The sequence below is a fragment of the Serratia sp. TSA_130.1 genome (assembly GCF_052691795.1).
The window spans coordinates 830426-844647 of the sequence record NZ_JBQZFS010000001.1; the positions used below are offsets into that span (position 1 = coordinate 830426).

A 14222-nucleotide genomic window follows, 5' to 3' on the forward strand; every position below is an offset into this window, starting at 1 on the left:
TTGCTTTTTGCTTTTTGCGTTGCATGGCTGTGCGCAAAAATCGATACAACGCATCCTATCGTTATTTATCTATTAATTTTCGCCCTTATTTTATTTCAGTAGCGAAGCGCTCCTCATCAACACCGCGCCATATTGGACAGAAATCCTTATTCAAGCTAGATGTATATTATACCGTCACGAACTGGTCGGCGACGCTCTGAACACCCAGTGTCTCAGCAAAATATTAAATAAAAAAAATCAGTTATCTAAATAACTACGTGCTGAAATACGCTGGGTAGACTCCCGCCTCCCTCTCTCGTTTTGGTCGTCAATGCTGTCGACAACGCTACTGTCGGGGGTACGTTCATGAAAGGCTATGCGGAACTTGAGATCGTGTTTCAGCGGAATTCACTCGATGAATTTCAAGCCAGTTTTCGCCAGCGCTTTGACGAAAGCGAAAATATTACCCCTTTCATCCCGTTGGCATTAAACATCCACGATCCGACATTTTACTCCCGCAACCCGCAAAGAATGGGCCGGTTATTATCGGAATCACTGTTTATGCAGCCCGCACTGCGTGATGCATTCACGTCCGCACGGGCATTTTCCGACCATCAGCAAAGCCCGCTAAAAATACGCCTGCTTATCGATTCAAATGCATCCATATTACACAGCCTCCCTTGGGAAACGCTGGTTGATCCCACCGATACGGCCACACATCTCTTACGCAGCAATCAGTGCGTTTTTTCGCGCTATCTGGCGGCCCGAACTTACCGCCTCCCAATGTTGCGCCCTAAACAAGGCATTAAGGCACTATTAGCCATCGCCAATCCTCAGGACCTGTCGGAAACCTTCCCGCCCATCAACGTTCCTCATGAGCAGGAGCTCGCTGAAAATGCGCTGCGTCATGTTCCGTTAACCACGCTCACGCGGCGCGGAAGCGCGACGCTCCAGGCGATTATCGAAGGCATAGAAGAGGGAGCCGACATTCTCTATCTCATGTGTCACGGCATTGTCGGGCAGCAAGGCGCCGTGTTGTGGTTGGAGGATGAGACCGGGAATGCCGCCAGCGTCACCGGCGAAGATTTCGCCGCGCGTTTGGGCGCGCTGGAGAGAATTCCCAGCTTGGTCGTCCTATGCTCCTGCCAAAGCGCCGGTGCCGGCAATCCCGCACGCGACGCGCTGGTCGCTCTGGGCCCCCTGTTAGCCAAAGAGGGCGTGCCGGCGGTATTGGCGATGCAGGGCAAGCTTTCGATGTCTGCGGCAACGCAATTTATCCCGGAGTTTTTCAGACAGCTGGCGGAGCATGGCGAAGTCGATCGCGCTACCGCCAGTGCGCGGGCAAAAATCATGGACTCACCGGACTGGTGGATCCCGGTCGTTTTTACCCGGTTGAATAATGCACGTATTTGGTATCCACCCGGATTCGGTGTTTCCGACGAAAATAAGGATCCCTGGGCTCTGATCGTCGACAATATTACCAGCCAAGACAGCACTCCTATCCTCGGCCCGAGCATGAACGAAGCGCTGTTCGGCTCGCGGCGTGAACTGGCACGTGAATGGGGGGAAATCTACCACTATCCGTTAGGTGGGCACGACGTGGCGGGTCTGCCGCAGATTGCACAATATCTTGCCGTGATGCGGCAAGACAAATACCCCCGTCAGGAATTTTACAAGTACGTCTATGAGCGAATTCTTGAGAAATATCCTGACGATGTGCCGGACCGGCTAAAAGGTTTAGATCAAATGGAGATCTACACATCACTAGGAGAACTGGTTTCAGTGGTGGGGCAAAAAATCCGCGCCCGTACCCCTCTTGATCCGCTGCGGATCTTGGCCGGCTATAAACTCCCGGTTTACATCACCACCGATCCCAGCGATCTACTGGTCGATGCCCTCAAAGAACAGGGCGCGACGCCGACAGTCCGCCTGCTGAGGTGGAATATACACGCTGAAATTTGCGATGCCAATTATGTCAGCCGAGCCCCCGCCAGCCCGGCGGACGAAGGCACTGCGACCCATCCGATCGTGTTCAAGCTCTTCGGGGATTTATCCACGCCAAAATCGCTGGTGTTAACCGAAGATCATTTTTTTGACTACCTGACCAAAGTCTCTTCCGCCCAAGACGCCATTCCCCTTTACGTCCGTGCCAGGCTGAACAGCAGCGCGCTGCTGTTTGTCGGCCTGCAGGCTGAATCCTGGGAGTTTCGGGTACTGTTTCGCAGCCTTTTACTGTTGGAAGGCCATGACCTGCGCAAAAATATCGAACATTTCTCTGTACAAATTGATCCAAACAGCATTCTTGATCCCGGCAGCGCACGCCGCTATATCGAAAAATACCTGCAGACGAAGGCCCAATGGCGTCTGTACTGGGGAGACGTTACCACCTTTATGGCGGAATTAAATGCCCGTACGCAGGAGGACTCATGAAGGCTCCTTACGTAGGCCCCAGCCCTTTTAGCGCCGAACAAACACTCTTCGGTCGCGACGCGGACATTAAGCAACTGCAATGGCGCTTAATCTCGGATCGGATAATCGTGCTGTACTCCCCTTCCGGAGCGGGTAAAACCTCGCTTTTGATGGCCAAGAACGGCCTTTTATCCACACTGACAACGCTGTTCCATGTTTTACCCGTGCAGCGCATCGCGCAGGCCGATGATACCGATCCGGTCATCTCCCTCTTGCAGCGCCTGGACCAAGATAGTTTTGGCTCGATTCGTCCCAATGATACGCTTCTTACCTACTTCAACCGTATCACTCTGCCTGAATCTGATCCGCCGAAGCGTCTTCTGTTGGTGCTCGATCAATTTGAGGAAGTGTTAACCGGTAATGTCCCCTACGAGCAACAAAAAGTCTTTTTCCAGCAGTTGAAAGAACTGCTGTCAAACGACGAAAAAACTATCTGGCTCCTCATCAGCATGCGAGAAGAATACTTCTCCTGGCTTGATGATTTCCGCGATGATATTCCCACCCGCCTTAACAACACCTACCGTTTAAACCTGTTGTCGGTCGAGCAAGCCGTCGCCGCCATCAAGGGGCCGGCAGAAGCCATGGGCGTCGCTTTTCCAGTGCAAGACGGAACAGATGCGGCGCAGTTGCTGGTCAGCGAATTGATTAAAGCGCCGGAAGGCGCACGCCCGAGTAAGACCGTGGAACCGGTACAGCTGCAGGTTATCTGTACGGATCTGTGGAACACCTTAAGCCAAACCGAGCGGCAGGTCTGTGAGGTTCGCGTCGCCGACGTGGCGGGATATAACCCGGACAATGCCTTACTGGATTACTGCACCAAGACGCTCAATCTGGCGGCGCAAGATCCCCATCGATTCAGAACGTTGGGAGATTGGATAGACCGGTATCTGCTGACGTTAAGTGGGCGCCGCTCAGCCGTGATTTTCAGCCCGCAAAGCACGGACGGGCCATCACTTAAAGAAATTCAAAAGCTCGAGGAGCACCATCTCATCCGTCGTCAAAGCCGTGAAGACGACATGTGGTATGAATTGGCGCACGATCGTTTAGCCGGCCCCGTACGCCGCAGCATAGAAGAGTGGCGTAGCAATAATCTGAAAGAATGGCAAAAACAGGCGCGGATATGGCATATGGACGGCGAAAAACCAGATTACTTTCGCGCCCTGCCATACCGTACCCAACGAAAAATGAGGCCGGCGGAAAGCGATGCTCCCGATTCAAAAGTCGAGGCGCGATTCCTCGCGGCGTATGCGTCGTATCGCCGCAGGAAACAGCAGCTTTTTTGCGCTTCGGGTTTAGTCATCGCCGTTTTGGCGATAATTATTGGTTTCTTTGTTGACAAAAGCGCCGATGAACAACAGAAAACCAAGCTCGCGTTGAATTATCTCGCCATTCAAACCGGTATTCTTTCCATTCTCAACGATCACCCCAACCCAGGTTTGGAAGCCTTAGCCACCGCGGCCGGCGCGCAGTTACGGTTACCAGCCAACTCAAACAATCTGTTGACGTTCAATTTTCAAATGTTGCTCGGCGACTATCTCGGCCGCTATAGACAACTTGAGCGCATTGATACTCTCGGCGATGGCAAAACCACAGTAGTACGAATCCGCGAGAACGAATGCATTAGCGCCAAGATCGGCCGTGACCGTTTCTCGATAAAAACCTGCGGTGCGAACAGCGAATTCATCCCCCCCGAAGAGGTGCAACAGGCGCATCCCTCGGGAATTAACACCTTAACATTAGTCACACCTAAACTATTGGCGACTGGAGATGGCGATGGGACGATCCGCATCTGGGGTCTGGCGACAAGAAAAACCGTGGGAGGCCCGCTACATCTGCCCGATAGTGACAACACTAAGCATGTAAGCAACAAGGTGCGTGCCATCACGGCAGCTGGCGACAGGCTTTATGCCGGATATCAAGACGGTACGCTGGCCGTGTGGAAAATATCCGGAGCCGAATTTGAATTATTGTCACAACAATTCGATAAGAAAACCAACTCCGTGATGGCCACCGCCGTCGCCCCCCAAAATGCTCTGGATAACGTCGCCATCGCCACAAGCAGGGCAGTCAAATGGCAGACGTTTAGCCAAGGTAAACCGCAACAGTCCATCCCATTGGCGGCCATCGCGTCAGAGACCGAGTACAGCAAAACTTTTTACAGTATCGACATCAGCCCCGATGGACGATTTATCGCAGCCGGCAGCAGGGATGGCTACATTTATATCTGGGACACTTCACGCCTTTCTCCGACCAAGAATAACGTCGAAAAGGATGTTTCGCCGCGAGCCGACGCCCCCTTGCCAAAATCGTCGTTCTTTTACTGGCCAACGATTATCAACGCTCATCAGCAAACCGTCGCGCAACTCAAGTATCTGCAAAATGGCGACCTCTTGTCATTAAGCTGGGATGGGAGCCTCAAGCTGTGGCTGTTTTCGGCCAATAATGCCGCCGCTCCCACCAACCGCACCCTTTTGCAATTTCCGCGGCAGTTGGTCAGCGTCGCGACCGAGCCTGATGAGCAAACCGCCTATGTCACCAGTGAAGCCGGCGACATACTCAAAGTCAATTTGCGCGTTGACAGACATCCTTTAGGGCAATTTTTGCTTAGTCCTCAAGCTCCTGCGCTGTTTGTCGACAGTAAAGCAAACCGTCAGCTATTCACCGTACAGGCGACAGGGCTGACGCAATATCGGTTGGATACCAATACCGGCCAACCATCGGTCATTCGGCAGTTGCCGGTATCGAACGTCGTCGCTCTCGCGTGGTCCCCCTCAGCCACGACGCTCTTTGCTGCGCAACAGCAAGGCGTTGAGGTGTTTCGCAATGTGCTGATTTCACCTTCCCAAGGCGAGCCGCTGGCGTGCCTGCTGCAACCGCCAGGCCGCCGCATCGCCGCCATTCGCGTCAATGATGCCGGCACCCTGCTGGCGGTTACCCTCGTCGGCAAGAACGGGCGAGAGCTCGCCAATAAACTGTATCGCCTCACCGCGTCAGCCCCCCATGGATTCACCTGCAAAGAAATTAAAACTCAGCGCAACGTCTACTTTCCATTGCCCTGGTTCAAACCCAACAGCGACGAAATCATGACCATAAATGACAAGAATGAAATCGTCTCATGGCGATTCAACGCTCAGTCACGTGAAGAACTTGAGATAGTCAAAACCCGCGTCATTCAGGTTGCGAGCGAACGTTCTGAATCCAGCAATATGCGTGCGCCGATCGAAACACTGGCGTTCGATTCTTCAGGCCAAACGATGCTGCTGGGCGACTTCTCGGGCAAGATATATTCCGCAACGATAAACGGGGAGGACTGGTCGTTCACACAGAAGAAAAATGATTCTTTTTTTATCCCCCATCTATTGGCCGTCGCGGGTGATGGCAACACCGTCGCCATGGGGGACAACAAAGGGCAGTTGTCCGTGTTCGTCGCAGGTTCAGCCATGCACATCGCACAAGACTTCCACACGACGCCAATCACCGCCCTCGCCCTTTCTCAGGATGGAGAATGGCTGGTTTCTTCATCAAGCGCCGGCACAGCCATTTGGGATCTGCGCATGAAAAGCTGGATAAAACAGGCTTGTAAATGGGCGAACCGCCCGACATTCCAGCCTGGAGACATCGACAAATACTTCCACTATGCGTCCATTAATGACCCGTGTCCCGACAATCCATCGAAATGACTTTTTAGGAGGTTGTATGCCATACCGCACGATCCCGACAACGGATACAAACTATTTCATGATTGTCACCGATAAAAACGGCGCGGAACTAGATAACGATCCCGATGCACCTAACGGCAAACTGAGCGAGTTGATGCTGTCATCCCTGGTGGACAATGGCATTACCGACGTGTTCATTCGCTGCCACGGCTGGCATCAGGATAAGGCCAAAGCCTTCGCTCAATTTGACAGTTGGATCGGCGCTTTTGCCTCGCTGGATGAAGATCGCCTGCATATGCTGCAACAAATCCCCTCGTTTAAAGAAATGCACATTGGCTTTCACTGGCCCAGCCTGGCATGGGGGGACGAAAAAGGAGCCTCAGACACCAGTTTCTCCCCCGCTAACGGGCAGACATTGAGAGAGAGGGTCGACGGCCATACCGAGGAACTCGGCGGCGCACCGGAAGTTCGGGCGGCGCTGTATAAAATCTTTGATGAAGTACGCACAGACTCCGCGTCAATGACGTTATCCGACACCTTGCGTGCGGCCTATTTAGAGCTCAATGCCGCACTGGATTTGGGTGCCAACGGCGCACCGGGTGAAGGCTCCGCCGATCGTCTGCCTTTCGATCCCGATCAAACCGTGGCTGAAGCCGTCAATAATGTGGCCTTCGGTAATGATGTCGGCGACAACCCGTTACTGGCGCCTCTGCGGCAATTAACTTTTTGGACGATGAAGAAAAGAGCCAAAGACGTCGGCGAAAGAGGGCTGCATCCTCTGCTGCGCGCTATGCAGCAAGCCTCACCCGCCGTACGCATCCATCTGATGGGACACAGTTTCGGTTGCATAGTCGCCAGCGCGGCCATTGCGGGCCCTGCTGGCGCTACGCCGTTGCCATTCCCGATAAACTCTTGCGTATTGGTCCAAGGCGCCATGTCTATCTGGTCCTTTACCTCATCACTCCCTACATCACATGAAACGGCAGGATTCTTCAATAACATCCTGATGGAAAAGAAAATCAGCGGGCCTTTAGTGGCTACGCGCTCGGACAGCGACATGGCCGTCGGCAAACTTTATCCCTGGGCAGCAGGGGTGGCTGGCCAGGTCGCCTACATGTTTCCTCCGCTCTATGCCGCAATTGGCGCGTTGGGCATTTGTGGCATACCCACCGCTCACAATATTACCCTATTGCCAGCCGCTGGCATCTATGCCTTCGTTCCGGCTCACATTTATAACGTGAACAGCAGCAATTTTATTTGCCATGGCAACGGCATCTCCGGCTCGCACAGCGATATTGCCGGCCCCGAAGTGGCCCATCTGCTCTGGCAAGCGGCGCTCAAAACGGCGGACGCATCATGATTGACGAAGAACAGATGCCGCTACTGGCTTTCGGCATTCACGCTGACACGGGGTTGCCATTGGAAACCGGGGGCATGGATCAGCACGAGCAGCATCAGTCTGCCGCTGAATCACTGCTCGGACAAACCGTCGGCGCGGCATTTCCCGACAGAGCGCATTTGGGTTTGCAATTCGGTTTCGATGCCGACCAACTGTCCGAAAGTGGTTGGGGGCTCCTCTTCGCCGCGAATATGGACTCGGCACCTCATTTGGCCGCACTGGCCCCTCTGGTTGAATTGCGACGGCAGCAGGCCGCCGGCACATTCCGCATCTTCGCCGGTCCAGACGGTTACCGACAGGGCGAAAGCGCCAGCGGCTGGCTTAATCGTCATGGTTCCTCATTAGATATGATTAATCCCGATCTCGGCATGCCTTATTATCTTGTCCTGATCGGTTCGCCAGAGGCCATTCCGTTTGAATTTCAATATGCGCTGGATCTCGTCGCCGGGGTTGGGCGATTGGATTTCCCCACACTTGAAGAATTTACCGCCTATGCAGACAGCATCGTGGCCCATGAAACAGATGCCTCTCGCAAAACAGCTCGGCGTATTGAACTGTTCGCTACCCGCCATGATTTCGATCGCGCCACCCAGCTGTTCATCAAGCATGTCGCCACCCCCTTTGGCGCTGGCACAGGTTCACTCGGGCCGTTGGGTGAAAAGTATCGCTTTGCGTTAAACAGTTCATTAAGCGAGCAAGCGACCAAAGCCTGCCTGAGTCACCTGCTCAGTGCCCCACATAACCCGCCTTCGCTGCTGATCACGGGCACGCACGGCATGGCCTTTCAGGCCGATGACCCTCGACTGGCGGATCATCAAGGGGCATTGGTGTGTCAGGATTGGCCCGCTTATGGCGATATTACCCATGAACACTGGTTTGCCGCACAAGATATTCCAGAGCATGCCAACGTTCATGGCATGATCCATTTGTTTTTTGCCTGCTATGGCGCCGGTACGCCGGCGTTCGATAACTTTCACTCTGAAGCGGATCGCGTTCGCATTGCGCCACATGCGATGACGGCCCGCCTGCCGCAAAAGCTCATGACGCTTCCCCAGGGAGGCATTCTGGCTTCTCTGGGACATATTGATCGGGTGTGGGCATCCAGCTTCGTTTCTGAAATCGGTATGGCGCAGCCCCAACGATTTCGTGACGTCATCCATCGCTTGCTTGCCGGCCAACGCGTCGGTATGGCCACCGACTCTTTCAACGGACAATGGGGCGTACTGAGCACCAGGCTGCTGGAAAAACTGAATAACAAACTGAATGGACAAACCGTCCCCGCCGCTGAGTTGCTGGCATTGCAAATCGCGCGCGATGATATTCGTAATTATGTCGTATTGGGCGATCCCGCGGTTAGGTTGAAGCCAGAACAGGATCATGTGTGCGGGTAAATATCGCCGTACCCAGCCGGCACCGCCCTCTGGCCCAGAAGCCGTTACTGCCTGGTCACTGCCTTCTTTCCCCGCCGCCCCTTTATGAACCCTGTCACAAAACGCGCATGCCATTTTCGACGCCCGCCGCCGCAAGCGATAACCCTCACACTTGTTAACGCCACGTTACATCGGGTTAGGCAACATTGTTAACGCCGATTGATGCGTCAAACGCATCGCGCCATGAGTTTATTGCGCTTATTTACTTTATTTTCCTGAGCGAGTCTTCAGCAACAGGCGCGGCGTCAAGCGCCAATAACAAACTGGAGATAAAGATGCATTCCTCTACCTCACCCATGACCACCCGGGCCAGAACCGGCGCGATACTGCGCGTCACCTCCGGCAACTTTTTAGAGCAGTTCGATTTTTTCCTGTTCGGCTTTTACGCTACCTACATCGCACACACCTTTTTCCCGGCCAGCAGCGAGTTCGCCTCGCTGATGATGACCTTCGCGGTATTCGGCGCAGGTTTTCTGATGCGCCCGATCGGCGCCATCGTGCTGGGCGCTTACATCGATAAAGTCGGCCGCCGCAAAGGGTTGATCGTGACCCTGTCGATCATGGCCGCGGGCACCTTCCTGATCGTGCTGATCCCCTCTTACCAAAGCATCGGGCTTTGGGCGCCGCTGCTGGTGCTGTGCGGGCGTCTGTTGCAAGGCTTCTCGGCGGGCGCGGAGCTGGGCGGCGTGTCCGTCTACCTGGCTGAAATCGCCACGCCGGGCCGTAAAGGCTTCTACACCAGCTGGCAGTCCGGCAGCCAGCAGGTGGCTATCATGGTGGCGGCGGCCATGGGCTTCGCGCTCAATGCGGCGCTGGAAGAAAGCGCCATTCGCGAATGGGGCTGGCGCCTGCCTTTCCTGTTCGGCTGCCTGATCGTTCCCTTCATCTTCTTCCTGCGCCGCAAGCTGGAAGAGACGCAGGAATTTACCGCTCGCCGTCACCACCTGGCGATGCGCGACGTGTTTAAAACCCTGCTGAAGAACTGGCCGGTGGTGATCGCCGGCATGCTGATGGTCGCCATGACCACCACCGCGTTTTACCTGATCACCGTCTATGCGCCGACCTTCGGCAAAAAGGTGCTGCTGCTCAGCGCTTCCGACAGCTTGCTGGTCACCCTGCTGGTGGCGATCTCCAACTTCATCTGGCTGCCCATCGGCGGCGCGCTGTCGGACCGTTTCGGCCGCAAACCGGTGCTGGTCGCCATGACGTTGCTGACATTGGCCACTGCCTACCCGGCGCTGAGCCTGCTCGCCGCCGCGCCCAGCTTCAGCATGATGCTGGCCGTGCTGCTGTGGCTGTCCTTCATTTACGGCCTCTACAACGGCGCCATGATCCCGGCCTTGACGGAGATCATGCCAACGGAAGTGCGGGTGGCCGGGTTCTCGCTGGCCTACAGCCTGGCGACGGCGGTGTTCGGCGGCTTTACGCCGGTAGTCTCCACCGCGTTGATCGAATACACCGGCGACAAGGCTTCACCGGGCTACTGGATGAGCTTCGCCGCGCTGTGCGCCCTGCTGGCGACGCTGTATATGTATCGCCGCATCGCCATGCCGCTGCAAACCGCGCGCTAAGCCGCCATCTCAAAAGGAATGATGCCATGCAAAAACTCACTCGTTCGATCCTCGCCGCGCTGGTGTGCGCCTCCTGCAGTACGGCGGCGCTGGCCAAAGACGTGACCGTCATGATCTCCGGTGGCTTCAAAGCCGCGCTGGAGAAGCTGGCCCCGGAGTATGAAGCCCAAAGCGGCGACAAAATCATTCTGGTGTCCGGCCCCTCGATGGGCAAAACGCCGCAGGCGATCCCCGCGCGGCTGGCGCGCGGAGAGCAAGCCGATGTGCTGATCATGGTGGGCGACGCGCTCACCCAACTGGAAAAAGAGCACTGGACCCAGCCGGGTTCGCGCGTGGAGCTGGCCGATTCGCCGATCGGCATGGTGGTCAAACAGGGCGCGCCCAAGCCGGTGATAAAAACGGATGCCGACCTGCGCAATGTCTTGCTGCAGGCGGACTCTTTCGCCTATTCCGACAGCGCCAGCGGCCGCTATGTCAGCGGCCAACTGTTCAAAAAGCTGGGCATCGAGGAACAGGTGAAAGGGAAAGCGCATAAGGTTGAGCGCATTCCGGTGGCCTCTGAAGTGGCGCAGGGGAAATACGCGCTGGGCTTCCAGCAGGTCAGCGAATTGCTGCCCGTGGCGGGCGTGACCTTTATCGGCGAGCTGCCTGAAAACGTGCAGTACATCACCCGCTTCGCGGGCGCGGTAACCGCCAAGGCGGAACACCGCCGCGAAGGCAAAGCGCTGCTGGACTTCCTCGCCTCCTCTCAGGCGCAGCCGACCATTCGCGCGACCGGCATGCGAACCGTGCCGGCGCCGCAGCCGGTCAGGCAGAGTGATACTGTTCAGTAATCAGCTTTTCCAGCTCGGCGGCGACGAAAGACTGCATGCGGCCGCCGCGTCTGATGAGGCCTACGGTGCGTTTCACCACCGGATCGACCAGCGGCACCGACGTCAACACCGAGTGCTCTGAAGCGGGCATCGACATGGCGGGCACGGCGGCAATGCCGATGCCCGCCTCAACCATACCCAGCATGGTCGTCACATGGCGAGTTTCACACACGCTGGGGCGTTCCTGCACGATGTGTTCCAGGCGCTGATCGAGCAGATTGCGATTGCCGGAGGTTTTATCCAGCGACACGTAATCCTGCTGATAAAACTCCCGCCAGCTGAGGCTCTTTTTACCGGCGAGCGGATGGTCGCGCCGGCAGGCGGCCACGTAGACGTCCCCCACCAACGGCACAAACTCAAGATTAGGCTGCAGCCGCCCGGCGAAGCAGATGCCGAAATCGGCCTGGCCGCCAGTGACCGCCTCGATGACATTGCCTGCGCTGCCGTCAATCAGCTTAACGCGCACGCGCGGATAGCGAAGCCGGAAACGGCGTATCACGTCGGGCATGAAATAGTAGGCCGCCGACGGCACCGTGGCGACGGTGACCAGCCCCACCCGCTCCTGGCTGACCTTATCGATATCAGCCATCACCGCTTCGACGTTCATCAGCAGCTGCTCCGAACGTTCGGCGAAGGCCTGCCCGTACAGCGTCAAGGTCACGCGCCGGGTGGTGCGATCGAACAGTTTGATGCCCAGCGCGTTTTCCAGCTTCTCAATCCTGCGGCTCAATGCCGACTGCGACAGGCAGATGGACTCTGCGGCCAGCCGAAAATTGCCGTACTCCACCAGCGCGCGAAACGCATAAAGATCGTTGAGATCAAAATTCACGGGCATAACGGCAACCTATCCTTACCATGGCGCCAAAGGCGTAAAGCAACGATAATAGCCGCTTATTTAGCCGCAGCAACCGGTTTAACGCCGGAGCGCGCCTCGCCGTTATCCTCCCAGCAGCACCGTCCCCCAAATAATGATGGTCATTATCACCGCCACCAGCTGCGCTGCGCCGCCCAGATCTTTGGCGCGTTTGGATAACGGATGCAACGCCAGCGAAATGCGATCGACCACGGTTTCAATCGCCGTATTAAGCAGCTCAACCACCAGCAGCAGGAAACTGCAGGCGATTAATAACAGCCGCTCCATTTTTGTAATATCCAGAGTAAATGTAACAACCAGTAAAATGGCGTTAATAACCAATAATTCACGAAACGCATCTTCGGTAAGCACGGCGTCAATAAACCCGGCCCAGGAATTCCTTATGCTGTAGGTTAATCGGCTTATTCCTTTTTTCTTTTCCACAGGCATACAATCTGCTCTCGTCAACACTGCGACAATCACTCGCGAATAAATAACGCGGCGTGAATTTATCTCGAGTTTATTAATTAAAGACCTTAACCGTTCTCTTCCTGGCGGCGATGCATTCACTCACGCGCCGTCACCCTGCCCCTGAAACGGCACCGCCCGAAAATGCCCTGGCGCGGTTATTATTCTGAGAACGTGAAAAGGCGATGCGTTATCAGCCGGTTAAAGCGTTTTCTCGAACAAGCGGTAGCGCTTATAAGGCACCGCGCCGATACGTTCTAAAATCGTCCGCATGCCGGTATTGGTTTCCAGGATCCACGACATTTCCAGCGCGTCGATATTGCGCTTGGCGAACGGCTCGCGCAGCGCCTCAATCAACAGCAATGCAATAATCGGCCCGATGCGGCTGAATTGATATTCCTGGCGAACGCCCATCAGCGGCACGCGCGCGGTGCGAACGCCGCTGACTTTCAGCCGCCACAATAACTTCGCCCAACCGAACGGCAATAACCGCCCCTGCAGATCGGCAATCGCCTCATTAATGTTCGGCAACCCGACGATAAAGGCGCAGGGCGCGCCATCCACCTCGGCGATATGGATCATATCGTCGGGCACCAGGAACTTCAGCTGATCCCCCATGGTGGCGAACTCATGCTCGGTGAACGGAACAAACCCCCAGTTATGCCGCCACCCCGAGTTGAACACCTCGCGCAGCACCTGCATCTCCTCGCGAAAGCGCTTGCGGTTGAGGCGGCGAACGGTCACCTTTTTGCGCACCTGATCCATCATCCGGGTCAGCGACGGCGAAAAATGCAGGTCGGTTCTTTTCATCCAATAAGCAAGCAAATCAATCCCTTCACTATACCCTTGCTGCGCTATCTGGGCCGCGTAGTAAGGTCTGGCATGGGTCATCAGGGCCGACGGCGGCGTGTCGAACCCTTCGACCAGCAGGCCGCTTTCCTGATTGATATTGAGGCTGAACGGCCCGGTGATTTTCCGCGTGCCCTTGGACCGCAACCACTCCTCCGCCGCCGTGAATAACGCGCTGAACACGGCGGGATCGTCAACGGCGTCGATCATGCCGAAGTGACCGGTATCTTCTCCGTGCAGCGCCCGGTGCAGAGAATCGATTTGCGCGGTGATGCGCCCGACGACCTTCCCCTGCTTTTTCGCCACCCACGCCTGCCATTCGATATGATCGGTGCCGGGATTCTTCTTTGACAGGTGCTCTTCGCGCTCTAAATACAGCGGCTCAATCCAGTTCGGGTCATCACGAAACAGTAACGAAGGGAAAGCAATAAATTCTTTAAGTTCGCGTTTATCCAGAACTTTCTCAATACGGATCATAAATAGCCTTACGTTTTAATAAAATAATTAAATATGAGCGCGACAACGCCTTTAGCATTTTTTATGCTGTTCTCTTTTATTGGATTGTGTATCGCCTCCGGTTCAACGATAAGAAAAACCGAATATTTCCCCCTGTGAACCAGCGCATTATTTGCCTATCACGCGCACTGAGGCAGCGTGATTAAACAAAAAAAGG

At 55.5% G+C, this 14222-nt stretch carries 9 protein-coding genes; 6 read left to right on the forward strand and 3 right to left on the reverse strand.

What is annotated here, in order from left to right:
- Nucleotides 1–345: 345 nt before the first annotated feature.
- From ACUTQY_RS03855 to ACUTQY_RS03880, 6 genes are all read left to right on the forward strand, one after another.
- Entirely contained in the window at nt 346–2409 is a 2064-nt protein-coding gene (locus tag ACUTQY_RS03855; protein ID WP_033644322.1) for a CHAT domain-containing protein, read from the forward strand.
- Nucleotides 2406–6128 carry an nSTAND1 domain-containing NTPase gene (locus tag ACUTQY_RS03860; protein ID WP_060660500.1) on the forward strand — a complete coding sequence of 1241 codons (3723 nt, stop codon included), beginning with the start codon at nt 2406–2408 and terminating at the stop codon, nt 6126–6128. The genes ACUTQY_RS03855 and ACUTQY_RS03860 overlap by 4 nt, the downstream gene beginning before the upstream one ends.
- Before the next feature lie 16 nt (nt 6129–6144).
- Nucleotides 6145–7467: a hypothetical protein gene (locus ACUTQY_RS03865; protein WP_046687444.1), complete on the forward strand. Its 1323-nt coding sequence runs from the start codon at nt 6145–6147 to the stop codon at nt 7465–7467.
- Nucleotides 7464–8897: a C25 family cysteine peptidase gene (locus ACUTQY_RS03870; RefSeq protein WP_046687445.1), complete on the forward strand. Its 1434-nt coding sequence runs from the start codon at nt 7464–7466 to the stop codon at nt 8895–8897. Before ACUTQY_RS03865 ends, ACUTQY_RS03870 begins: the two co-directional genes overlap by 4 nt.
- 314 nt (nt 8898–9211) lie before the next feature.
- Nucleotides 9212–10507 carry an MFS transporter gene (locus tag ACUTQY_RS03875; RefSeq protein ID WP_033643756.1) on the forward strand — a complete coding sequence of 432 codons (1296 nt, stop codon included), beginning with the start codon at nt 9212–9214 and terminating at the stop codon, nt 10505–10507.
- 26 nt (nt 10508–10533) lie between these two features.
- Nucleotides 10534–11340, forward strand: coding sequence for a substrate-binding domain-containing protein (locus ACUTQY_RS03880; RefSeq protein ID WP_046687446.1), 807 nt, complete (start codon nt 10534–10536; stop codon nt 11338–11340).
- Here the strand turns inward: ACUTQY_RS03880 and ACUTQY_RS03885 are convergent.
- The 3 genes from ACUTQY_RS03885 to ACUTQY_RS03895 form a co-directional block, all read right to left on the reverse strand.
- Entirely contained in the window at nt 11315–12214 is a 900-nt protein-coding gene (locus ACUTQY_RS03885; protein WP_128868537.1) for a LysR family transcriptional regulator, read from the reverse strand. The two genes, ACUTQY_RS03880 and ACUTQY_RS03885, sit on opposite strands and share 26 nt — an antisense overlap.
- A 102-nt stretch (nt 12215–12316) precedes the next feature.
- Nucleotides 12317–12682, reverse strand: coding sequence for a diacylglycerol kinase (locus ACUTQY_RS03890; RefSeq protein WP_046687448.1), 366 nt, complete (start codon nt 12680–12682; stop codon nt 12317–12319).
- A 219-nt stretch (nt 12683–12901) separates the two neighbouring features.
- Nucleotides 12902–14026, reverse strand: coding sequence for a DNA-binding protein (locus ACUTQY_RS03895; RefSeq protein ID WP_046687449.1), 1125 nt, complete (start codon nt 14024–14026; stop codon nt 12902–12904).
- Nucleotides 14027–14222: the final 196 nt, after the last annotated feature.